Here is a 24,028-nt window from a genome sequence, read left to right on the forward strand (position 1 = left end):
GTACCTGCGTGTTGATCGCGAATGCGTCGGCCACCGCAACGATGTGCGCAAACCATCGATTGACGAGCGGGTCGGACTGTTGAGGCTCGTTAATTCTGCTACTCGGGCGCGTTAATTTTGCTAATCGAATATCCGCTATTTCGTTGATTTCATTGGACAATATGAGTGTCGCGCGACCAATCCGGCTGTTGCTCTCATGCAACACATCGATGATCGCCGTTCACTATTTCTGCCAATGCTTCTCACGGGTTCGTTGATTGTACTAATGTAGGTCGATCAGACTGACATGTGAATCGTCATGCCCAAGATCACCGAAAGTGCAGTCCGCGACCGTGAGACGATCATTGCTGACCTACTCCGTCCGCTTGGAACCCGGCCACTTTCGAAAACTCAGGCGCTGCAGGCAGCAAAATTGCTCGACGTACACTGGACAACGGTCTACCGCCTGCGAAAGCGGTTTCTGGCAGATCCCGTTGCCAGCGCGGTCAAGCCTCGCGAACGCGGCCCCAAGGTCGGCAGCCGCCGCCTGGGTAGCCGAGCCGAAATGATCATCGACGAAGTGCTTACCCACTGGCTTCCTGGTCAGCGACTGCTGGCTCATCCGCTGGCCGACCTCACACTCGAGATCCAACGCCGGTGTTGCGAAATAGGCGTGACTCCCCCCGGCCGCCGTACCGTCTCCCGTCGATGGGCCGCGCATCGCGAGGCCGAGAACCTGGCACATCCCACCAAGCCGCCCGGGAACTTCGTTGTGGAAAACCCGATGGATGTTGTACAGGTCGATCACACACAGGCGGACGTTCTGATCGTAGATACGCTGTCGCGTCGTCCAATCGGCCGCCCTTGGCTATCTCTGGCGATCGACGTCGCCACCCGTTGCGTGGTGGGTTTCCATGTCGGTATGGAGCGCCCTGGGGCATCCACCGTCGCGCTGCTGCTCACACGTGTAGCACTGCCCAAATCCGCGTGGCTGGAAAGCTTGGGTATACCGGTCGTCGACTGGCCGATGCACGGCGTGCCGAAGGTCCTGCATCTGGATAACGCGGCTGAATTCAAAAGCCGGGCATTACGGACGGGCTGTTCGGAATACGGTATCGATCTCATGTATCGTCCGGTCGGCCGGCCTCATTTCGGCGGCCACATTGAGCGCTTGAACCGCACGCTCATGGAGCGGGTTCACGGTCTGCCTGGGACAACAGGCTCCTCTCCGAAAGGCCGCAAAGCTCGCTCGCCGGAAGAACACGCGGCCCTGACGCTCCACGAGTTCGAACAATGGCTGGCCTTGGAAATCGGACAGCGCTACCACCAGAGCGCACACCGTGGGTTGCATGGTGCGACGCCAGCCAGCAGGTGGACTGCCCTGAACGGCGCCGCGGCAGCACGGACTCCACTTGACACGCCAGAAGCACAATGGAAATTCCTGTTGCAGTTCCTTCCTGTCGTCAGGAGAACGATTCAGTCCGACGGACTCACCCTGTTCCATCTGCGCTACTGGCATCCGGTCTTCTCCGCATGGCGACTGGACCGGCGAGCAGTCACGATTCGCTATCACCCTGAAGACCTCTCGCGAATCTTCATCAGCGTCCCCGACAAATCATTTATCGAGGTCCGGTTTGCCGATTTACGGCACCCGCCAATCTCGCTGCGCGAACAGCGAACGGCCGTCCGGCATTTGCGTGATCAGGGGCAGAAACGGATCTCGGAATCGATGATTTTTCGCGCGATCGAAGAGCAGCGCAGTTTGATCGCGCAGGCACAACGTGACACACGTCATGCAAAGATTCAGAAGTCACGACCGAAGCATCATGCGTTGCGAACGATACCTCAACCGTTCATTCTCAGGCCCGAACCAGCAATCTCCATCCAGCAGACTGAATCCGTCGACTACAGCAAACCAGCGCCAGCTTACGACGCTGAGCTATGGTGAGGTCCATCTTGAAGAGCACACCATTTGGACACCTACTGCCAGCAATCCGAGCGCAGGCTCAACTCGACGCGCAAATTCGTATTCAGTCGCTGTTGCGCGATCGTTGGATCGACTATCCACGCGCCACGCAGGCACTGGACAGTCTCGAGCGCCTACTGGCGACACCACGACGCGAGCGCATGCCCTGCCTTTTGCTGCACGGCGACTCCAATATCGGCAAAACTCAGATCATCGCTAAATTCCGCCGCGCGCATCCTGACGAATTCGACGAGCGACTCGGTGTCGAAATGCGCCCGATCATCTCGATGCAGATGCCGCCGACGCCTGACCAACACCGATTCTACTCGGCCTTGCTGTTCGAGCTTGGTGCCCCGCATAACCCCGCCGCGAGCCTCGCTGTCCTCGAACGACTCGCTCGAGACTTGCTGCGACGGATGGCCCCCAGCATGCTCATCGTTGACGAGATTCATCATCTTCTCGCCGGTACCTACCGGGAACAGCGTGCCGCCCTGAATCTCCTGAAATTCCTTGCCAACGACCTGCGCGCAAGCATCGTGCTCGTCGGGACCGAGGATGCGATACTCTCCCTGCAGAGCGACGCTCAGATGGTCAGCCGCTTCACGCCGTTTGAGATACCGCGCTGGCGGGAAAGTGAAACGTTTCGCCGGCTGCTCTCGGCATTCGAACGGATATTGCCCCTGCGCCGCCCATCTGGTCTTGCGCAACGCGAAACCGCGCAATATGTTCTGGCCGCGAGTGCCGGACTCACCGGGGAAATCTCCCGCATCCTGAACGCTGCAGCTGAACTCGCGATTCGAAGCGGAGACGAAGCAATCAAGCTTCATCATCTTGAACAGGTGCCGACCTGTGCTTCCCAGTAATCTGCGTCCTTGGCCTGTCACCCCCCGTCCGTTCGACGAAGAAGCGTTCGGGAGCTGGTTTGGGCGTATTGCCAGTCGTTATCAGCTTAACGTTATCCAGGCATGGGATATCAACCAACTCGGAACGTTCCCCACCTTGAACAACGCCGGGTGGATCTTGTTTCCTCCCATACCTGAAAGCACACTCCGAGCACTAGCCGCGCTCGGACGCCTGGACGTCGATCGGCTCACGCGAATTCAAACACCTCCCGACTGGATGGTAGATCGTCCGCACCTCCCGTATTGCTTCCGGTGTCTGGTGCTCAATCCAGTTGATGTCACAGCTCCGCGCTGGAAGAGACGTTGGCTCGAGCCGGGGATTACCGTCTGCGACGAGCATGGGACGGATCTAGAGTACGTTCCCACATCGATTCTGCGACGAACACGGAACATGGAGCGGCTCCTTCATTGTGTGAGCAAACATCGACAACGCCTCTCCGAAACACCATGGTACAGGCGCTATTAGCAGAATTAGCGTACCCAGTAGCATAATTAGCGAGCCTCAACACGGACAGTTGCTGGATTTGCCCCTGTATCTCCGGACACGCGCCAGAACGAACTCATCAATGTTGCGAATCAGGTGTTCGACAGATGTCCGTAATGACGCCATCTGCGAAGACCCCGCCCTCCCACATCTGGATTTCTTTCCCGACTGCCAGAAGTGGGGCAACCAGGGCGAAGGACAGAAACTTTACCGGTACATCGTGTTCGTGACCAAGTTCGAGAGCTCGACCGTCCACCAACCAGCGGCAATCGAAGTATTGGCCGTCGATAACCAGCGGGCAACCGAAGTGCATGCCCGGATTTATGGACACCGGCCCATTTCGTCCCCCTTCGGCCGTGGTTCTGAGGCGGAGACGTAGTACCACATCAGGTTGCATCAGATTCCCTCCCGGGCCAAGGTTCGCCTGAACTCACGTGGAGAGCGATACCTCAACGCGCTATGCGGATGCTTCTCGTTGTAATGCTCGAACGCGATAGCGAGATTGCGCGCTGCGCTCGCGGCGTCTGGCTTGGGCATGAACGCCACGTAGTCACGCTTCATCGTCTTCACGAAGCTTTCTGCCATGCCGTTACTTTGCGGGCTGCAGACAGGTGTGGTCAATGGCTTCAGGCCAATGCCAGACGCGAAGACCCGGGTCTTTTCCGCCGTATAGCCCGAGCCGTTGTCCGTCAGCCATTCGATTTCCGTCGGCGCCTTCAGGACGTTGCCAAAGCGGTTCTCAACGGCTGCCAACATGACATCACGCACCACGTCGCCGCTGTGGCCGCCAGTCGTTGCCGCCCAGCTCAACGCTTCCCGGTCACAGCAATCTAGAGCGAACGTGACGCGCAGCGGTTCGCCGTTGTCGCAACGAAACTCGAAGCCGTCAGAACACCAGCGCTGGTTGCTCTTAGCCACTGCGACCTTGCCATCGTGCCGACGCTGCGGCCGTGGTGGAGAGGGCCGGCGTTGTAGCAGCAAGCCGTGAACGCGCATCACCCGATACACGCGTTTGGCGTTCACGGGAGCGATACCCCGGCGCTCCCGCTCGCGGCGCAACATGCCCCAAACGCGGCGGTAGCCGTAGCTCGGCAGCTCAGCGACGGTCTGCCGAATCTCTTCCACCAGTCCGGCATCGTCCGTCTTCCTGGCACTACGTCCATCCAGCCAATCTGCCGGCCTTGCAAGCCTTGCCGCCATGTTCGAGCGCGCTACACCGAGAACGTCGCAGACCTGCTTCACTGCTCGTCCCCCGGCAATGAGGGTGAGCGCGCAATCCATTTTCGCGACTTCGCCACCTCCACCGCCTCACGAAGAATTTCGTTTTCCATGGTCTTTTTGCCGAGCAGTCGCTGAAGCTCACGGATTTGCTTGAGGGCATCGCTCAGTTCCGACGCCGGCACAACTTCTTCGCCAGCACTGACTGCCGAGAGGCTGCCGTCCTGGTAGAGCTTGCGCCAATGAAACAGCTGATTCGGATTCACGCCGTACAGGCGCGCCACCATCGAAACCGTCTTGCCCGGCTCGAAGGTCTCTCTGACCATCGACACTTTTTCTTCTACCGACCACCGCCGCCGGCGCTCGGGTCCCGTCAATACTTCCATCACTTCTTGCTTGGTGTTAGTCAAAAACACAGTCGTATGCCTACCCGTTATTGTAAGTGGGTGACTGTGTCCGGCGTTTCAGGGGGCTGCTCCAGTTGCGTCGCGCACCGGAACGATGGTCGATCCATCTCTGGATTCAAAAAACAAAAATGGCTGCACGAGGCGGACGCAAACGAAACAACCCGGCCGAAGCCGGGTTGAAAGTGCAAAGAAAGGGGCTATCGTGGTCGGTGGACAGCGACTAACTCGACTTGTGTCAATTTCGTCGTTCGCAAGTGGCTACCAATCATTTCTTCTATCATCCTCTTGCCTTCGGCAGTGCGCACGCCCAACGACTCGATAACCTCATCCCTTGATTTTCCACTCTGCGCCAACGCTGGCCCACGATTCGAAATAGCATAACGTTCCAGTGCCGTACGCGCCTTCTCACTTTGCAAACCCAACTCCGTTGCGATCACATCACACGACTCACCATTGCGCACGCGGTCGCGCGCGATGCTGGGAGTCGGACCGGCAGCCACAGCGAACTCCAAGAGCTCTCGAGGCGAGCACGGAGAATATGGAGAGTCCGAAGCTACCGGAGTTTCAGGAATACCGTGTTCCACTGCGACTAGCCGACAAGACGTACCGCGTATCACGCGGGCCGTCGCAATCACCATCGCGAGCTCAAGAGACGAATTTTCCGATGTCGCCTTTCGTAAATTGTCCGCAGCCGCGCGCACAAGTGCGCCCCCTTTTACGTAAGGTGTCTTGCTTTCATCGATCCATGTCGCGACGCGGACAAGGTCATCAGCCCCCCGTAGCTTGACGCAATTCGTCTCATCTGGAGACAGCGGTAATGTTTCCGAGCGCATCGCTTTCGGAAACTGGTCCACACTGCAAGCGATTTTGACAATATCTGCGCGGACCTGATCCGCTCCAGGCTCAGCGTGCTCTATGGCTAACCTGCAAACCTTCTTGAGATCGATATTAGATACTGAAGCACCGCCTATGGGTAACATGGACGCCTCCATTGTCGATGGCTGCACTATCGAGCGGTTGCGCGTACCGCGCTATCGGATATTGATCACCTTGGCACGCGCCCCCGTTCGTGGGGCGGCGGGGCCATCATTAAGCTGCACGAGGCTTAGAAGATGTTTCAAAAAAGAGCGAAAAGGGCTGTAATGGGATGGTCACCCCACCTCGCAGCGAGTAGGCTGCTGAGACCTTTCCTCGGGAGGTCATTGCCAGGGACAACGTCACGATGATTGGGATTGATTTGGGCAAGCATTCTTTCCATCTGCATGGGCAGGATCGCGTAGGCAAAGTCGTGTTTCGCAAGAAGGTATCGCGGAAGCAGCTGCTTGAGTTCTTCGCCGCGTTCCATCCTTGTACTGCTGTCATGGAGGCCTGCGCAGGTGCGCATTGGATGGCACGTAAGCTCAGCGAGTTCGGAAACGCCGTCAAGCTGATCTCTCCGCAATTCGTACGCCCGTTCGTCAAGTGCAACAAAAACGACTTCGTTGATGCCGAGGCTATATGCGAAGCGTGCGTCACGACCATCGATGCGGTTTGTGACACCCAAGACGGAATTCCAGCCGACACTTTCCGCGCCCCATCGAGTTCGCCAAGCTCCGGTTTGCGATCGGGTGTGCACGACCAACCAGATGCATGGTGGATTCCTACTTGAATTCGGAATCAGCCTCCCCGTCGGCCACGCTGTTGTGAAGCGCTTGCCTGCGGTACTCGCCGAGTATCGACTGCCGCCGCGCCTCGGCGCGATCCTTGACCGTTTGCATGAGCGCTTCAAATATCTTACAGAGCAGATTCGCGCTATAGAGAAGGCACTCGAAGGGCAGCTCACCGATGATTCTCTCGGTTGACGGTTACTGACGATTCGGCCTTGTACAGCCCGTTGCTCGTCTCGGTCAGCGCATTATCGTATGAGTCGCCGACGCTGGCCGCAGATGGTTCGCCAGTTCCAGTAGAGCGGGGTGCCAAATTGTCGAGAGTTACTGAGCAAAGACCATATTGTGGTGACGAATGCAGAGTTTTGGACCATGATCGCATTTGAATAGCAATGCTCAGTGAATCGCGAGAAAGTAAAGTTTTCGCGGACCGACGGAGGAGGCAGATATGGACCCTATTGCGCGATCCGTACCATTGAGGGCTGCAGCTACAATTCGAGGGGGTAGTCCGCTTGCCGATATTTTATCGATTCGACGACAGATCGTTGAAGTTGCTTGCCAACAGAGCTTAATGCCAATGCGGGTCGAAGATCGACGAAATGCGGCGGTCCAGCTAAATAGTTGGGGGCGTATTAGGCTGCGTGACGATCTTACCCGGGTAGCGGTAAAGATTAGCGGGCGCGAAATACCTGAGCCTGTCAAACGAAATCTGGTGCGGCTTGCTGGAGAAGCGTTGCGTAATGCGACGGTGGCGGGTACGTCACTGGAACTAGCGGCTGAAATCGCACAAGCACGTGCGAAAGGTGGTGCGCGCTGCAGTGAAGTTGCGTGGGACCACGGAATCTGGCCGATCTATCCTGAGACTACAGGGAACGTGGTTTCGAAGGCCGAATTGTTCCAGGCTCAATTGGAGTTGCAAAAAGGCGTAATCGACGGACCGGCGGGCGAGCGCGTGGCTCGTGGAGAATCGTGTAAGACGGTTGCGCTCGAGCATGGAATCTGGAGCGAGTCGGCGCGGTTGGCACTGGAGCGGAAGGCAATCAATACGTCAGGGGTGAAAATGGCACTACGCGGTGAATCAGCGGCCGCGATCGCAGGGGAACTCGGGATTTGTTCCATACAAGCTCGAACGGAGTTGAGGGACATCGTCGCCTTCATCTATCCGGTGGTGCGAGGCGGTTCAATTGGAGGAATTTCTCAATACTTTTGAATCGTATTCGAGCATACAATTTAATGATGAATCTTGGGATTGGTGGTTGCGCTTAGCTCGACGATTGGAGAGTCAATTTGGAGATTTCCGTTTTCAAATAATTGAATTGATCAACGAATGCAGTTGACACTGCGATTGACCTGAACCTCGTCTACGCCGTTTTTTTAGCTTATGACCGCCTCGTACGGTGTTTTTTATTTTGTCCTATGCTCAGCTTGGCGGCTCGTCTTGGCGTAACCGCTTCGCCGCAAGCCCCGTTTCCCACGGACTACGTCACCTTGCCAGTGTCGGCCAGTCACTGCCGATTCGGCTTACTTCCTCTGGCAGCAGAGGGGGCACGCTCCGGTACTGCAACGTCAACTCCTCCGGAGCCTGCATTCCAAGCAGGCTCAAGCAACTCACCTCCATACGGGCGGGCTACGCTGGTTGGGCGTACTATACGTGATGTCCGTCACCCAGATCTTGTTTGCCAGCCCAACATCGAAGTTGCGTTTAACGAGATTCGGCGCCAACACGGATGGCTTGCCAGCGGCGTAGTGCCGCGTCCGATAGCCATGTTGCGACATGATGTTGTTTTCTCGCATCAGGCGGCCAACGCGATGCTTGTTGCACGTTTCTCCGGCCTCCCTCAGATCTTGAAGAATTCGGGGCGCTCCGTAAATTCCGTGACTGGCCTTGAAGGATGCGCGAATCAAACGCAGGAAACGTGAAAATTCCTGCGTACGATCAGAAATCGGTATTTGCAACCAAGCGTAGTAGCCGCGCGGAGTGACACACATGACCTCGCACAATGTTCGAGTGCCAGTTGGTTATCGACTGCCTACGAAATCATGGGAACTCCAGTGAAGCTGGTCGATCGTGAATTGAGTCATGAACCTATTCCGGGAACCGGGAGTCAGAGCGCGGTATCTTCTGCTGCGTTTTCGGGAATTTGTGGAGAGCAAGGATGGTAGTGGGTAGGATTGCTTGTTAATATTTTTATGAGTCTATCTTCTAGTAGGCCATAGTATCTATCCCTCGGATGCCATGCGTTGCCGGGGTGGTGAAGTGTCTCGTAATTTCCGGTTCGTGCGAATGTTTTATTGGCGATATGACTCAATGCTGTCGCCATTTGACCTGGCTTGCCGCGGTACAAGGCGAGTCTTGCATATGCCGTCGAATGATTGAATGCATGTGCTCTGACGTGCAAGATCGCGCGGTTGATGAAGTTCATGACAGTGTGATCCTTGTTCCATATTGAAAAGATGGCACGGCGCATCGGCGATTACCGACTGAAGTCGTGCTTCGAGCTCCCCCGCGACTCACTCGAGTCATTGGCGACGCTGATCATGCGCAACCGACGGAAGCGGAATCAACTGCTCTTAATGGGGGGGAATTTGCTAGCGGATTAATCGACATTGTGATATGGGTTGAACATTGATTGTCAAGATTTGCGCATCAGCCTGGGTATGCCACTACCCTAAAGAGCTGGGTTTTGTCGCACGAATTGTTCGATATGCGAGGCCATGTCCCTTGATTGCAGGTTGCAATGCAATTTTGACCGTGAATCCATTGTGACGTTCATGCATATGGGATTTGCGTGAGGTGAAACTCGATAATCTCCTTTCTCGGAGGCATTTACCCCACTCGCTTTCTTTGGAGGAAGGCGAGGGCCTGGAGGTTTCGGCTGGCCCAGCTTTGCCGGGAGAGGTGTCTAGAAAGCGAGTAGGGCGGTCATCGGTGTCGCGCGTATGCATGGCGGCAATGCGGCGGGCGGTTGGCGATACGGCGTGCAAACATTGCCTTTCCAACCACGCAGCTTGTTGGCACCGACGCATGAGGTGTGGACTCCAGTGCCTGCCCACGCGACCGGTCTGAGGGTAAAGTAGGGCGTCGGTGCTTTCCGGTGCTGCGTGATGGACGACGACATGGCCAGAATTTTTATTAGACAGCCGATGAACAGTGGCGATTGTCGCTGATTGGGCGATAGGAGGGCCGATTCCTGACACGGGGACGTTGTTGTAGACGGCCGTACAGCGGTGAGAATGCGTGTGTCTACGCCGAAACTCGGTAATGGAGATTGCGTTCCTACGAGGATTGCATAGCGCAAGCGTGAGATTCAAGGCCGCCTTCTATACATCATGCGATGTACACCATAAAAGTGAAGGTGAAATATCGATTTTGAGTGGAGATTGATGCGTAATTTTTCGAACTGCTTCTCCCTTCGAGGCGTTCGCCGGTGTCGATGTTCCACGTGCTGAGTTCGGGTCAACTACTGAACGCTTGGAAACGGATGTTCCGGTTGAGATTCGCGAATGGCTCTGGCAATTTGCCTAACATGATCGGCAATGGTTTGTCGACCAGGAATCAGGGATGGCATCGTCATGGCGATTTTGTCGAGACGGCTGCAATACGCGGGTTTGCTGATGAGATTGCGAGCGGCGAGGTCATTGACCAGTTCTTCGAGGGCGAGATGGTGCGCAACAAGGATGGCGGTGAGTTCGTTGCTGATATCGTCAGCTTGATCGTAAATGTCCATGCGAGTCCTTTTATACAGTAATCTATTTAACAATGATGCTATTCTACATAGAGTTCTGTCTTTCATCATATGCAGTGGCTGATTCGTGAGCGATTTTTGAATGGAGGTATAATTAATGGCAACGTAGAGGCCTTGATGAGAATTTTGTAAAAAATATACGAAGGGCAAACCTTGTCGACACGATGGCAGTCGTCGAGGCGCCCTCCAAACGTGGGTGGGGGTTCCTTATGGTTGGTTGAATTCCACTACTGAGAATCATTAATGATATTTGCGATATCGTTGACGATCGAAAATGGTTCAAGCTCGGAGCTTGATGTCCTTGTTGGCCGTCGTGTGACCGGCGGCTACCGCCGTGTTCTGATCGTAATCCTCCTGACCTGGCGAGCGAACTCGAAATGCGCGTCATCGAGCGTGACTCATTGTCATCGATCGCTAATGTGATGGGCGGGAAGATGAAGGTGCGACGGGTGAGGATTGTGCAAGATGTGTCCCGAGTGATGGCGCGCGTTGCCAACCAACAACCATTGCGAGGAGGGACGGGGCGTTGGACAGGAGTAAGGAGCCTCTAAAATCTATGGCCATCCCCATTTTTGCACAACTGATTTTTGACGCTGTGGTTGGCTTGCCTAAATCTGTCCGGCGTTGTTGTGGGGATGTCTCCCTGCGCCATGATGAGAGTCGCGCCTGACAATCCTGAAAAGCCGCACGGCTTCGAGAGCCAATTTTTACGTCAGGGTGCTTTTCAGGCCGTTGTGCCGTTCACGTCATCAAATTTCAGCAATCGCAAAACCAGGTGGGTGGACTTCGGTAGAGCGGATACAGAATCCGTTGGTCAGGCCGGCACGGCCACCGATCCCGCGTCGAATACGGTGTTGCGGGTTGCTAGCGCCCACGCTGTGCGCGCCAGTTTGTTCACCAGTGAGCAGGCCACACGCCGTTTGAATGCCGTCGTGTCAGCATGGTGTGCCCAGGTGGCGAGCGGGCCGGTCTGCCGGGTGAGCCGCTGTATGTAGGCCCGGGCACACTGCACGAGCAGGCGCCGGGTATTCTTATTTCCCTCTTGCCTATGCCGAACAGATTGGCTCTGCCCCCGGTGCTGTACTGACGTGGCATTAACCCGACCGACGCGGCGAAGTCTCGACTACTGCCGTACTGCTTGCCATCGCCCATTTCGGCGGCCAGTACGTTTGCCGTGGCTGGACCGACGCCAGACGATGACCGATCTCATCATCGGCCAGCTGACGCGACATCTCCTTATCGATCTCGCTGATCTGTCCGGCAAGTTACTTGAAATGGCTATGTACGCGGTCGAGGATTGCGACTAGGCGTGGAAGCAAGGCATGCTCAGCAAGCACGATCGGCAAGCGTGTGATGACGGCGTGGCCGACCGGCAGGCTGATGCCGAATCCCAGCAGGAAGCCGCGCATCTGGTTGCTAGTGTTCGTGTGGTCACGCACCAGCGAATCGCGGGCGCGGTGCAGGGCGGATAGTGTTTGTTGCGCTTGCGTCTTCGGCGTTACGAACCGCATAGCAGGGCGCGACGCTGCCTAGCAGATCGCTTCGGCATCGAAGAAGCCATTCTTTGCTACTCTTGACGAAGGGCAACACGAACTGCGGGGAGAAGAGTTTGACCTGATGCCCGAGCACTGCCAGCTTGCAGGTCATGTGGTGCGCACCGGCAAAAGCCTCCACCACTACTTTGCAGACATGGAAACTGGCGAAAAACGCTACAAGCTACTTGCGGCTCACCTTGTTGCGAAACACAGCCTTGCCGTGCCCGTCCTGTCCATGAAGGTGAAATAAGTGCTTGCCGCGGTCAATTCCAGCCAGCGTCACGTTTTGCATGATGGCCTCTCCAGAAAAGAGAACACCCTACTGCGTAACGCGCATGTTGGGTGGGGGTGACCATCTCATTAGCTGCTCCCGCTGGGTGGCCGGACTTTCCTGAGAGATCGAAAGGGCGTGATCGGAAGAACGACATTCACGAACCGATAGTCGCAGGTCTGATTCGGTATGCTATCGGAATCATCTGAAAGCAGGTGGCAAGATGATGATTCTGCTCGCGCGCTGTCATATGGCATTTCTTTGCGCGACCCAAAAACCAACGGGGACGGAAATCGGCAGATGAGCAGGCAACGATCGGTGAAAAATGGAGAAGGGGCGCCGCCCGTAAAGAGCGGCGCCAACTGCAGTCTCCAACTACAGTTGCTGACGGGGAACGCCACTTAGCAAGCCGTCAGCGAGAATCATTCTATGATGACGATTGGGCTGGCGAAATCGGAAAAATGGTGAATGCGCATCGGAAGCGGCTGATTTTTCCGGGGGGCAGATACTCGCGGGCAAGCAGCGTCGGAGCAGGGACTGCTGACCGCGCACGAAGCATAAGGCATCGACCGTGCTCGGACTAGAAATCCTTTCCACCATACGGTGTGTTACCGATCGACCCGCTTGATCGAGAGCTGATCAAGGGGGCCGTCCGGATGATCAACTTCGATGAGGTGATCGCGCAGAGAAAGGGATGGATTTTGTCCGCAGAGCAGTCATGCTGGCGATAGCTTTTATGATGGCGAAAGCGATCAATAGTGATACCCAATACCTGGGTGATGGGGGCATCGGAGCACAACCGTAGGTTGGCTAAATACTGACCGCGCCTGAAGTGTCGGATTTGTTTCCTGTGCTGTGCACGACGTTCTGGTAGGTGTCCTGGGTAACCGTCAAGGTGAAGCGGGAGCTCAGCAGATACGCACTAATGGGCGCGGACTGTGGCGGGAAGTGGGCGAGAGGAATTCGTTGACGGTTCGCGCAAAGCAAAAAGCAGTGCTTGCCGGCCGGCAATATGACCATGAATGCGGTGCCGCCACGTCAGCCAATTGTACGTTCCAATTTGCATCAACACGAAAATCTACCCGTAGATACATAAAGGTAATGATCGCTTGGACTCCTATCAGATACCGAATGTCGGGAGGCCACGACGATATATGCCTGCTCCGTGTTCGAATTGCGGTCAGAAGAGACTTGACGCGCCCTTGTTTTCAAACCTGTCGATCTTCTTTTTTACGTTACGGACCTCCGTCGGCGTGTCGAACACTTTGTAGGAATTGATCTGGCCGGATACGGACGTCGTCCCGACCGATGCCGGTGCTCCAATGCTGACGAGCCCCTTGGCGATAGGTCGGCGAGATACAGACTGGGACATTTGTGTGACACGATCATGCCAACGCAATGCGCGACCGATAGGAGTCTGAGGCATTGCGCTGCCCATGATGCGAGGTGAGCTGCCGATTCCAACGCAGGTATTTTTTAGGTGCAGCGCACTGGAGAGACAGAACCCGTTGACAGCTTTCGAGCGAGAGAGGGGAGGGCGCAGTGGGGTGCTTTGGACGGCTCTCTTGGCCACAGGTGGGATTTTGGGAAGTGCCCGGATCGTCATGGTAGTTCCTCCTTTAACCAAGGTGAATTGTTGTCGATCGTCTATCGACTCGCTTGCAGAATCCGTCCATGCAAAGAACCAGTGTAACCATGCCGGGATATCGGGCCCAATACGTTATTGTTGAAAAAGCGATGCGCGAAAACGGAGAACGGATTGAATTCGACACCTCAGGCAGTGCGAGGAGGATGGAGGGGCGCGATTAAACCCGTTTGGTATTGCCGCGGCGATGCTGGGGCAGGCGAGGTCGGGGGGAAACGAGCGTAGGTTTAGGTGGGTGGCAGACGCGCGTGAACTGATCGAACGGCGGCCGGTGGCCTGCGCGGCGACGTCATTCCAACGGGGCCCAGCGGGTGAACTGTCATGCTCGCCAGCTGGGCGGATCTATCCAGCTGGCGAGGTTTGGGCGGGCAGCAGATTCCCAATGTCCCAAGCATCCATCGACGAACGGCGCTGCTGTATCGATGCCGACTGCCCGGGTTTCCCTATTTTTTCCGCAGGGTACGTGTTGGCTGACGCAATTCAACCTCCCCGATCAGCCGCCCAGTTTCATTCGAGCCAAATCAACGTCCGTCGACGCGACGCTGAATGGCGGAGGGTACGTTGCCGATACCTTAGCCAGGCGGGACGGCACTTGGTTGAGCGCGAAGATGGGCATTGAGTGCATCCCACAATTTGATTCGTGCGGTGACAGCAATGAAGCCGGCCTTGAGGGTGGCTTCCAGTTTGTGCGGTTCGCCTCCCGTGACGTCTTGAATCAGGGTGCGTGCGGCTGGACCATGCTCCGCGTCATCGACCTGGATGTGGCGCCTCAAATAGTAGTTGAGCAGGGGAATCTGTTGATGGTCGACTCGCCAGCGGTCCAGCAGCGTGCGGAACATGTCGGGAATGATGTCCTCCCGGCCGAAGAGAAATGCGCCGAGGACTTCGTGCGTCGAATTTTCCTCGCATGTTCGAAGGGTGGTATTGACGAACGTTTGAATTGGCAACGGGGCCTCGACGCGGATCAATGCATTGTTGACATCAACGCCGGCGCGAACCAGCTTGATAAAGTGTTGAATGCGGGAGGGTGATGCACCGATATCACGCATGGCGTGCATATAGAGATCAAAGTGACTCATGAAACCAAGTGGGGTGTGGTCGCATTCTTCTCCAAGGACGATTTCGTTGATCAGGCGGGTCGTGTTACCGCTGCAGGCGGGTATCCAGGGGACGGACACGCAGGTCAAATCGTTCTGTAGCCGTTTGAGAAGCGACATGAAATCCCAAACTGCATACACATGCCATTCCATAAAGGTCCGTAAATCAGGGTGAGACTGGATGGCGTTAAAAACGGGATGATTGACCAACAGGCGGCGTTGCATGGCAATCGCCGTTTCAATGGTGGACAATCGGGCCTCGAAATTCTCCATGGTGTCGATCGAAAAAGATTGGACAAGCTCGGGGCTAGAGATTAAGGGGCGGAGCAACGTACACCTTGTATTGAAGCAGGACAAGTGACGACGATGAAATCTGGCCGGTCGACTAAAACAGTGATCGGCACGTAGATATGATTATTTAGGAAGGCGGACGATAAATTATTGGCCGTGCATTGACAAGCTGTCAGAGCCGACAGGTTTGCCGCGAGTGGCTGTCAATGGGGTGCCCCAAGGGCGGCTGGTGGCGGAATCAAGGGGTTAAGGCGGCGCGTAGAATGATCGCTCGACTACAGTCGCTGGCGGGATCCGCGGCTGGTGGCGGTGCGACTTCGATGTCAGTGAATCGCCACCCTGCGATTGGGCAGCGTCGGACACTGCCTTGACCGACGCGATGTCCCAGGATTCGAGTGCAGATAAGGGTGTGCTCGCTGCCGCTCACATGCGACGGCAGGGTGACAGCATGGCGTGGGGCGGATATTGAGCTACGCGGCGTCCGATTTCACCAGCTTGGTTGAGTTGTCAATGTCGCACAGGTGCTGGGGTCGTCCGGATCCGGCGAAAAGATCTGGTTTTCCCAGTTGGCCAGCATACACTTCCACTCGAACTCGGCGGGAGTCATCGGGGTATTTTGGGTGGCGTAAGGTGAGCCGGAGGATTGTTGGTGAGTTGCGGTAAGTCGCTGATCGAGAGAGGGAGGCGGCGTTGAGCCGGAGGGATTTCCCTCGGATGCGAGGTGACGTACAAGCGATGAAATTGGGTGCATGGTGATTATTCCTTGCATTTGGGATTAACAAGCAGGGCGTCATACTGTTGCAGAGCACTATCAAGAAAGTGTCGCGTCAGGTTGCGAGTCCTGGCAGCTTGTAACGGATGGTCCACGGCGCGCAAGGTCGTTTGGACGATTGAATCCGCCACGGTGGTGGTGTCAAATTCAACAACCTCGTCTCCCCATCGGACGGCGAAAACCGTACCATCGACAAGGTCGATTTGCGCGGATACACCGGCCTGTTCGAGTTGTTGGCGTAAAGCGGGCCTGATTGCCTTCGCATGTTGCGGCAGGGAAACGGACATTGGTGCGGACCGGTACGTTTCTCGCTGGCGAATTAGGTCTTCGGTGAGGCGCATAAGCCACGTCGGATCGTCGAGATGGCCGGCCAGGGTATGCGTGACGTTCGCTACCACCTGATCGTGGAGCGTCACCTGCCAGCGTTCACAATTCGCAAAATAGGTTGCGACGAGAGCGGCGGCTTGAGCCAGTCCAGCCTCATGACCTTGCAAAAAAGCGTGGTCGCGGCGAGCTTGTGCTGCTTTTTCCGCGTCATGGACGAGGCCTTTGGCACGATGCTGAGCGTCCTTGAGCAGATTGGTCGCGCGCGTGGCGCGTCGCAACGACGCGTATGGTATGACCGCGTTGTCAACCAGCGGTAGGTCGGGGAGTTGGCGCATGGGTGTCAAGGGCATAGTGATGAGCAAGCGAGAAAAGAAACGGTGGGATGGCCGTGTCGGTCGACGGATTGCGCAGTTGCTCCGTGAGCGAGCGGGTGACGCTGGAGGGAAACAGTAACGGCAACCGGGCACGCAAGGCCGGGGGCATGCGCCGAAATACCGGAGCGAGACAAGCTGATCCGGCTGCGAAGATGTCGCTCTCCTGCAGACGGATGCCAGCATCCATGGTCGGAACGGCCGGCACCCGGATCAGTAAGAATTGACGAGCGAGTTCATCGAGTCTTGGGTACCATGCCTGCTCGATGAGTGGAGTGCGCACGCGCAACAAGCCGAGCAGATAGCAGATCCGTCGCAGGTGCGACCACGATCGCACACACGTGATGATGTCGGGATCGTGTCGGAACGCGAAGTCACACGAGACTGGTAAGGCCCAGTGCTCGATCAACCACTGATTGGCAAGCGACTTGGGTAGTCGCGTCAGGTCAAGGCCATGGAGTTGATGATGGTCCGGATCTGTGTATCGGAGCGGCGCGTACAGAATCGGGAACAGTGCGCGTGGATTCACGACGGTCTCTCCGTCGTGGTGGCAACAGAGGTGGTCGGCGCAGCAACGGTTGGTTCTGCATGTTCGTTTTCGAGTGTTGCGTCGTCTTCGCTTCGACGCAGGCTCGGCAGCAGTGCCCGCACCGACGTGCCAGGGGTTTTGCGGTATCGCCACCAGAGACCTGCAGCGAGGCTCGCGAGGAGCGCGGGAATCGCCAGCAGACCGTATAGCCACGTCGGCGAAACAGATCGAGGTTCGGTCGCAGCGGCCCGGAAAATCGCGGGGGCACGATAGAGAATGACGGAGATATCGTCATAATCGATATGGGAAAAGCTATTCTTGATGAAACGCTTGACTTCGCTGACGAGTACCGCCTGATCGACATCGTTGCGGTAGGTGATCAACGCCGATACGTGCATATTGGGCTCGCTTTTGATGAGCTCGGATTGTTGCAGCGGATAGCTCACCTGAACGCGCGCGCTGACAACGTTGTGCATCGCGGCTAGATTCTCTTCGAGGCGCTGCTCGACGGCGGACAGCAATCGAGCTTGCTCTGCCTGGGGTGACGCGACGAGGGAGTCGGACGGGAAAGCCTGGGCAATCTCAACACGCGGGGGAGAGGGCAGGTTGTATTTGTCCAGGAGGTCGACCGACGCCGGGAAATCGGTTTGCCCAACATCGACCGCATATCCGGATTTGCCTTGATCGACTTTCGCGACGTGGATGTCGTGTGCTTGCAGAACGGCAACCACTTCATTCGCCTGTGATTCGGATAGGCCGTGCAGCAGCGCCTGCTGATTGCAGGCGCTGAGCAGGCAGACGATTGGGAGGATCCCATATCTGACTAGGCGATTCATTGCTTATTGAGCCTTCACCAGCGTTTCGACGGCGGAAATGGCTTTGCGTGATAGCTCGCCCGCCATCGTAATCTCGATGTTGTAGTCGGACATTGCTGCTTGCAGTTTCGCCAGATGAGAAGGATCGCTCGGATCACCCGCAATGACGTGATTGATGGCCGCCATATGGGTATTGGCGGAATTGTTCATATGCTGGAACGCTTGCTGCACCATGTCGTCGAGTGATGCCGGAGCATGAGCGGATTCGACAGGGGAAACATCGAAGACCGCCGGCGCGCCGTGAATGGACGGAATAGACATAAACACAACTCCGGAAGGATGATTTAACGATAGTTCCCGAGGATCGTCTTGTCGACATCTGACAACGCGTGAACGGTACTCGTCTGTGCATTGCGGTAGATGCTGAATTCGGATACAACTTCCTGATATTGCGCAAGGTAGACCGGGTCGCTGGGCGAAGTCGACAGCATACTCATGGCCTGCTTCATTTGATTGCTCAGATCGCCAACGCCCGTATCGAAAGCTGCACCTGCGTTCCAGATATAGTCACCGTCGGCAGGCTTTAGATCTGTACCCAACATATTCGAAGAATTAGGAAAGCTTACGTTCATACTCATATCACTCCATTGAGAGGTTGAGGAAAATACCAAGAATCAGGATGGACCAGAATGTAGCGGCCATCACCGTCCCAGTAGGATTTGTCGTTGAGCCGGCTCGGACGCATCGCGATATCGAAATTGACATAACGTGTTCCCCAAAGCTGGCTGAAACGCAAAACTCGGTTTTGCAGGGCGGCCAATTGCGTATCCGTAGGCGAGCCGAGCAATTCAAACGTGACGCCCTGAGGGCGCGGGGTGACCCGATAGTGGGCATCGATCGCGTCGAGCATCGTACGCGCGGACTGTTCGATCGTCTGCATGTTGGTGACGAGCACCTGGGGCCGCGTAGCATAAGGCACAAGCTGTTGAACCTGTTGCTCAAGCCGTGACACATCAATGCGGGCATCGGTGCCACCCATCACAACCACGGTGGGTGAGGCGGGTGTATCCAGCCGGATCGACACGACGGTAATGCCCTGCGTGATCAACTGGTGCTCCAGTTGCCGTTTCTCCCTGGCGAGCGACGTGACTTGGACGTGTCGGGTTGGCGACGCCTTGAGCAGTGCCTGTCGATCCCAGTCAGCGCCGTCATCGGTGCTGCTGATTACATGAATAATTCCATCGCGGCCGGGCAGTATTGCATTTGGCGCCGGAGCTTGGGCCAGCATATTGGCGACGGTGGCCACTTGTCGCGACGAAACGTAGGAATGCACTTGCCAATATCCGATGCCAGTGAGGATCGCGACGAGCACGATCGCCAGCAACGCAACCCATCGGTAATGAACGCGCCGCGCTTTGGCGTCGACAGCCGATTCGGGTTGGCACGCCGATCCTGGCCCATCGGACTCCACCGCCGGCGAGAAGTTCAGCACCGCATCGCTCCAAGACTCATCGACGTGCTTGACTGCAAAAGCAACTGCGCCATGGCGCAGCGGCGCATTGTGCGCGAACGACAAGCACTCGATTTGATCGTGCCCCACAAATTCAACCTGATGCGTGTTCCAGTGAGGTTCGCCATCCGGATCAGGATGCACGCCATCCGATGACAGGCGCAGGCGGAAGTGGCCAGTCGAGCCTGGATACGGAATGTAGAGCACGTTTGTGGCCTGCTCGAGTGCGCAGACCGTGCTGCGTTCGCCAGGAGCGGTGGCTGGTACATCGTTTCCCACATGGAAGAACACCTCGCTTTCCGGCAACCGAATATCGACGCCGAAGAGGGGGCCGAACAGGATGCGCAGCTGATACGCGTGGCGCGCCGGAGAATCATTTTCCGGGAGCGATTGCGTAAATGCGGTGCCGCTGTCGTGCGAGGTGTCCTCCGGGGCTAGATGAAAAGGTGAGGTGTCGAGATGAGTCATCCAAAAAGAGCTAGAAAAATGAGCGCGTCAGTGCCTGCGGGCGCCGCCCAAGTGAAATGGAGTAATGGATTATGCGGAAGGGAGTGGGGGCGTGGCATGAAAAATCGATGATTTGTTTATCAATTCATCCTGACGCTGATCTGACAGCGGGACAAATCACCGAACACGGCAGAGGATATATCTATTTCAATATCGGATTTTTCTTAAAATCGCTAAACGGTGTTGGGCGAATATTGCTCGAATGATAACCTCCGTACTGAAATAAATTGTCGGCGAATCGGCGGTCATCCTTCGATTTCATGCCGATGCATCGGAGGTCAAAGCATGGAACTGGCTCGGGCAGTACGTTTGGGGTGGCATATGGTGCGCGTCGCGCAGCCACGTGCTTTCAGGCGGCCGTCGGTATTGGTAATCCGGCCGGTCACGGACTCCGTCTTGCTGGAGGTCGTGACATCCAGTGAGCGTCGGTGCACCACGTCGGTCACTGACAGCAAATCGCTCCTCGTAGCGGGCGTGCACGAATTCGAAGTCACCGCTCGAACTGGCGCATGGCGCTATCAGCGTATTCCATTGTCGCTGCTCGCGAAATTGCTGGCGTTTATCGAAGCGGGTTTTGCCATGCCTGCCTCGGCGGGCGAGAGGGGCACGGTGTCGTTGATCGAGGTGCCGGGCGGCTTGAGTGCTGACCATATCGAGCGATGGATGGTCGAGCGGGCCATCGAGCGCGATGGACAGATGGCGGCGTTATTCGAATTGCTGCGCGCGAACGAGAGCTATGGCCTTGTGCGGTTCCTGCTGGCGGAGCGCTTGAGTTTCAAATCTGTGACAGATCTCAGTCGCCAATACGGCGTATCGGAATCGCATTTTAGACGTCTGTGCCGGCAAGCGCTGGGGACAAGCCTGAAGGGCGAATTGCGTCGCTGGCGCGCGGCCGGGGTGGTGCTGGGGATTGTGGATGAGCGCAAGTCGCTTACCGAGTTGGCGATCGGCTCCGGGTTTTCATCGTCGTCACATCTGTCAAAAGAGGTGAAGGACTTTTTGGGTATTTCACCTTGCAAGATACGGCAAGGTCAATAAGGATAATGCATGAAGTATTTGAAAGCGGCGCCACGTATCGCCGCGCTGTTCGGATTGTGTTGCGTGATAGTGCGCGTGGCGTGCGCTGCGCCTTTGGCGATGCCCATGAAGCCCTCTGTCGATGCGCCCGTTTCTGCGTCGCAGGCGGCGTCCGTCAGCAGTGCTGCCGTTTGGGCGCCGGATGACGCTGGCGCGGCGCATGATCCGCACGAGGTGCGTGCAGACTCTTCTCCCGCGTTCATGGCCAATGATGCCAGTCTTGCTGCGCTGACCAACGCGATTGCGGCGCGGCTTAATCGCGCGGTCGTGCTGAGTGACCGGGTGCGGCACAAGCATGTTACGGGGCGGTTTGATTTGGTTCATCCACGCGCTGTGCTCAAACAGCTGTCCAATCAGATGGGGTTGCTGTCCTACGACGATGGCTCGTCGATTTACTTGTACGACGATGGCGAGATCAAGAATGCAGTGGTGTCGATGCAGCACGCCACGGTGCGCAATCTGCGCAATTTCGTTCGCGAGACGCATTTGCTGGATCCGTCGTTCCCAATTCGGGGTGACGATTCGGGCGGTACATTTTATGTAACCGGTGCACCCATCTATGTGAACCTGGTGACGGCGGCCGCCAAGTATTTGGACCAAATGCGTGGCAGTGTGCAGAGCGGCAGGCAGGTGGTCAAGGTCGTGACCCTGCACAACAGCTTTGTCGACGACCGCCGATATATGTTGCGTGATGAGCCTGTCGATATTCCGGGCATGGCGACGGTCCTGTCGCAGATCTTTAGTGGTCAACCGGCATCAAGCAATGGGGCTGGGACACCGGAAACCGACTCGACGCCGGGCAAAGCCACCCATGCTGATCGGCAGGATACCTCGCCGTTTTCGGTGGGCGACGCGTTGCCGGCGCCCGCAGCCGAGGCTTCCGCTTCACCTGTTGTTGCACCTCACTCGGGGGCATTTTCGGTGAGTGCGGAAACGGACGTGAGGGCCATTGCGTACCCTGATACCAACAGCATCGTGCTCACCGGTCCCATGGACAAGGTTCAGGATATGGAAAGCCTGATTCATTCACTGGATATTTCGAAACGCCAGATCGAATTGTCGTTATGGATCATTGATATCAAGAAGAGCTGCCTGGATCAACTGGGCGTGAATTGGCAGGGCACGTTCGGCTCGGACACGATTTCGGGAAATTTCAACGGAACCGACAATACGACTACGCTGAACGGTCCCAAATTCCTTGCGTCGATCATGGCGCTACACCAAAACGGTGACGCTACGATCGTGTCGCGCCCGATCCTGCTGACGCAAGAGAACATGCCCGCTGTCTTCGACAACAACCAGACGTTTTATGCCAAGCTGATCGGCGAGCGGGCTGTTTCGCTTGAGCATGTGACCTACGGCACGATGATCAACGTTTTGCCGCGATTGACAGCCAATGGTTCGCAAGTCGAGATGCAGGTCGATGTAGAGGATGGCAATGCAAATGGCGATGATGCGAACGGCGCGTCGCCACTGCCGCTCGTGAATCGCACCGAAATCGACACGGTAGCGCGCGTGCCGCGCGACATGAGTTTGCTAATTGGCGGCAATACGCGCGACGATGCGCGCCGTCACCACTATCGTATTCCCGGATTGGCCAGTATTCCTTATATCGGTGGCTTGTTTCGCTGGCATACCGAAAGCCATGACCAGATGGTGCGGGTTTTTCTGATCCAGCCCAAGGTGCTGGGCGCCGGCGCGACGTGGCGAAAGGGTCAGGCGTGGCAGTCGGGCGATATCGAGAATAACGCAGCGTTGCGCGCGACCGTGAATCTGTTGCGTCCGTATATGGAGGCGCACTAATGGCTGCCATTACGAATATTCCGGGTAACCGATTTTCGGGGCGGAGCTTGAGCGGGAGTGCGCGCCTCGACCGGGACCCGTCGCTCGACCAGGGGCCGGACGAGCAGGTCGAGCAGGTCGAGCTTGTGGCGGCACAGCTGGTGGAGGCGGAGGACGACGCGGCGGAATTGCTGGCGCAGTTCGGCCGGTTTCGATCGGTGGACCGGCGCACGCGACGCACCGACGATCTCGAACGAATGCTGGATCCCGAGGCCGGAGACAAGCTGGACGAGCTCGCGAACGCGCTGAAAGGCCAGACGGCGTCAAGTTCACGTGGCGTGGTGGCAGTGCTGCGAGAGGTGATGCAACGTTTTCCCGACGGCAGCGACGCGTTGCTAGCGCTGCGCGAGCTGAGGCGGCGGCGCAAGCTCGACGGCGAGCCAACCGAGGTGCTCGATGAAGCGATCGACGAGCTCATGCGAGGTAATGAGGCGCGTGCCATCAAGGCTGGCATCAACGTCGCGCTCAAGGCACGCGCATTCGCCACGCAGTTGCGATTGGACCCGCGACGTCTGCGCGAGCTGTACCGGCAGTTTCTCGAATTTGCAGAGGCGTATCGGGTCGTGTACGAAAGCTGGATCGAGGAATTCGGTATCGCACGTCGCAAGCGCATTCTCGAATATGTCGGTGCCGCCCTGAAATACGACATGCAGTCGCTAGATCCGAGTGGCGGGTGTGCGGCTGAGTTTGGTCCGCTGCTGACATCGATAGGGCACTTGCGTGCGCTGTCGTCGGCTGATGCGATTTTTCTCGGGCGTTTGCTGGATCCCGGGCCCGAATCAGTGCAACTGGTGTCGGAGGAGCTGGCAATCCACATGATGCTGACAGGCTTGCAGCGCCCCTATGACATGCAGTCGGTGCTTGCGGAGTCGTTGGGTTCGGTGTTGAGCGTACTTCCGGCGGAGCGGTGCTCGGAAGTGATGCAACGCGTTTCGCGTGCCTTTGCGACGATCCCATCGAGTTTGTACGACAGTATCGAGGAGCGGCATGCCGTACTCGATACGCTGCGCGATTGTATGACCGCACTTCATACCGAGGAAAGCAAGCAAAAGCGCCGCGCGACATTGTCCGTCTCGCGTACAGCGGATTGA

General features: G+C 56.8%; 18 protein-coding genes and 2 pseudogenes. 8 read left to right on the forward strand and 12 right to left on the reverse strand.

All coding sequences use genetic code 11. The features are described 5' to 3' along the window. Positions 1–298: 298 nt before the first annotated feature. From WS45_RS27940 to WS45_RS34220, 3 genes are read left to right on the forward strand one after another with little or no spacing between them, the layout of a single operon-like run. A complete protein-coding gene (locus tag WS45_RS27940) occupies positions 299–1,927 on the forward strand; it encodes a Mu transposase C-terminal domain-containing protein (RefSeq protein ID WP_059702659.1) in 1,629 nt (542 codons plus the stop codon). An 8-nt stretch (positions 1,928–1,935) separates the two neighbouring features. Continuing rightward, positions 1,936–2,808, forward strand: coding sequence for a TniB family NTP-binding protein (locus WS45_RS27945; protein WP_059702678.1), 873 nt, complete (start codon positions 1,936–1,938; stop codon positions 2,806–2,808). Next, the gene (locus tag WS45_RS34220; protein WP_082722049.1) at positions 2,795–3,313 is read left to right on the forward strand and encodes a TniQ family protein; all 519 of its coding nucleotides are present in this window, start codon (positions 2,795–2,797) and stop codon (positions 3,311–3,313) included. The genes WS45_RS27945 and WS45_RS34220 overlap by 14 nt, the downstream gene beginning before the upstream one ends. Positions 3,314–3,727: 414 nt before the next feature. Here WS45_RS34220 and WS45_RS27955 read toward each other — a convergent pair. Beyond that, a protein-coding gene (locus WS45_RS27955) for an IS3 family transposase (RefSeq protein ID WP_156437313.1) occupies positions 3,728–4,935 on the reverse strand; the annotation gives its coding sequence in 2 pieces (ribosomal slippage) (positions 3,728–4,629 and positions 4,629–4,935; 1,209 coding nt in all). A gap of 1,243 nt (positions 4,936–6,178) precedes the next feature. On the opposite strand from WS45_RS27955, the pseudogene WS45_RS34225 reads away from it, so the two are divergent. After that, positions 6,179–6,794 (forward strand): annotated as a pseudogene (locus tag WS45_RS34225) (IS110 family transposase); the annotation flags it as partial. 256 nt (positions 6,795–7,050) lie between these two features. Next, positions 7,051–7,812, forward strand: a complete 762-nt coding sequence (locus WS45_RS35355; RefSeq protein WP_156437306.1) for a hypothetical protein — start codon at positions 7,051–7,053, stop codon at positions 7,810–7,812. Positions 7,813–8,210: 398 nt separating this feature from the next. Here the strand turns inward: WS45_RS35355 and WS45_RS36605 are convergent, their stop codons facing one another. The 11 genes and pseudogenes from WS45_RS36605 to WS45_RS28005 all read right to left on the reverse strand — a co-directional run bounded on the left by WS45_RS36605 (position 8,211) and on the right by WS45_RS28005 (position 19,979). Beyond that, positions 8,211–8,591 carry an IS3 family transposase gene (locus WS45_RS36605; RefSeq protein WP_156437307.1) on the reverse strand — a complete coding sequence of 127 codons (381 nt, stop codon included), beginning with the start codon at positions 8,589–8,591 and terminating at the stop codon, positions 8,211–8,213. 116 nt (positions 8,592–8,707) lie between these two features. Further along, positions 8,708–9,025, reverse strand: coding sequence for a hypothetical protein (locus WS45_RS35360; RefSeq protein WP_156437308.1), 318 nt, complete (start codon positions 9,023–9,025; stop codon positions 8,708–8,710). A 1,038-nt stretch (positions 9,026–10,063) separates the two neighbouring features. Further along, a complete protein-coding gene (locus WS45_RS35365; RefSeq protein WP_156437309.1) occupies positions 10,064–10,330 on the reverse strand; it encodes a hypothetical protein in 267 nt (88 codons plus the stop codon). A gap of 832 nt (positions 10,331–11,162) precedes the next feature. Next, positions 11,163–12,175, reverse strand: a pseudogene (locus tag WS45_RS34235) (IS110 family transposase). Positions 12,176–14,371: 2,196 nt separating this feature from the next. After that, a complete protein-coding gene (locus WS45_RS27975; RefSeq protein WP_059532901.1) occupies positions 14,372–15,169 on the reverse strand; it encodes a DUF3050 domain-containing protein in 798 nt (265 codons plus the stop codon). 774 nt (positions 15,170–15,943) lie between these two features. Then, positions 15,944–16,621 (reverse strand): hypothetical protein, encoded by a 678-nt coding sequence (locus WS45_RS35370; protein WP_156437310.1) that lies wholly within the window; start codon positions 16,619–16,621, stop codon positions 15,944–15,946. Then, the gene (locus WS45_RS34240) at positions 16,590–17,186 is read right to left on the reverse strand and encodes a type III secretion apparatus protein OrgA/MxiK (RefSeq protein ID WP_175981865.1); all 597 of its coding nucleotides are present in this window, start codon (positions 17,184–17,186) and stop codon (positions 16,590–16,592) included. The genes WS45_RS35370 and WS45_RS34240 overlap by 32 nt, the downstream gene beginning before the upstream one ends. Beyond that, entirely contained in the window at positions 17,183–18,022 is an 840-nt protein-coding gene (gene sctJ, locus WS45_RS27990) for a type III secretion system inner membrane ring lipoprotein SctJ (protein ID WP_082722052.1), read from the reverse strand. The genes WS45_RS34240 and sctJ overlap by 4 nt, the downstream gene beginning before the upstream one ends. A gap of 3 nt (positions 18,023–18,025) precedes the next feature. Next, positions 18,026–18,322: a type III secretion system inner rod subunit SctI gene (gene sctI / locus WS45_RS27995; protein ID WP_059532857.1), complete on the reverse strand. Its 297-nt coding sequence runs from the start codon at positions 18,320–18,322 to the stop codon at positions 18,026–18,028. Positions 18,323–18,345: 23 nt separating this feature from the next. Then, positions 18,346–18,639 (reverse strand): type III secretion system needle filament subunit SctF, encoded by a 294-nt coding sequence (gene sctF, locus WS45_RS28000; RefSeq protein WP_257127640.1) that lies wholly within the window; start codon positions 18,637–18,639, stop codon positions 18,346–18,348. Continuing rightward, positions 18,636–19,979, reverse strand: coding sequence for a PrgH/EprH family type III secretion apparatus protein (locus WS45_RS28005; RefSeq protein WP_059702669.1), 1,344 nt, complete (start codon positions 19,977–19,979; stop codon positions 18,636–18,638). Before WS45_RS28005 ends, sctF begins: the two co-directional genes overlap by 4 nt. A 324-nt stretch (positions 19,980–20,303) precedes the next feature. Here WS45_RS28005 and WS45_RS28010 point away from each other — a divergent pair, with 324 nt between their 5' ends. Genes WS45_RS28010 through sctW form a run of 3 tightly spaced genes read left to right on the forward strand, consistent with a single transcriptional unit; the run spans position 20,304 to position 24,028 of the window. Continuing rightward, positions 20,304–21,056 (forward strand): helix-turn-helix domain-containing protein, encoded by a 753-nt coding sequence (locus WS45_RS28010; protein WP_059532862.1) that lies wholly within the window; start codon positions 20,304–20,306, stop codon positions 21,054–21,056. 9 nt (positions 21,057–21,065) lie between these two features. Beyond that, entirely contained in the window at positions 21,066–22,898 is a 1,833-nt protein-coding gene (sctC, locus tag WS45_RS28015; RefSeq protein WP_059702671.1) for a type III secretion system outer membrane ring subunit SctC, read from the forward strand. Then, positions 22,898–24,028: a type III secretion system gatekeeper subunit SctW gene (gene sctW / locus WS45_RS28020; RefSeq protein WP_059532868.1), complete on the forward strand. Its 1,131-nt coding sequence runs from the start codon at positions 22,898–22,900 to the stop codon at positions 24,026–24,028. Before sctC ends, sctW begins: the two co-directional genes overlap by 1 nt.

Origin of the sequence: Burkholderia sp. RF2-non_BP3 (assembly GCF_001522185.1) — a bacterium.
GTDB lineage: Bacteria > Pseudomonadota > Gammaproteobacteria > Burkholderiales > Burkholderiaceae > Burkholderia > Burkholderia diffusa.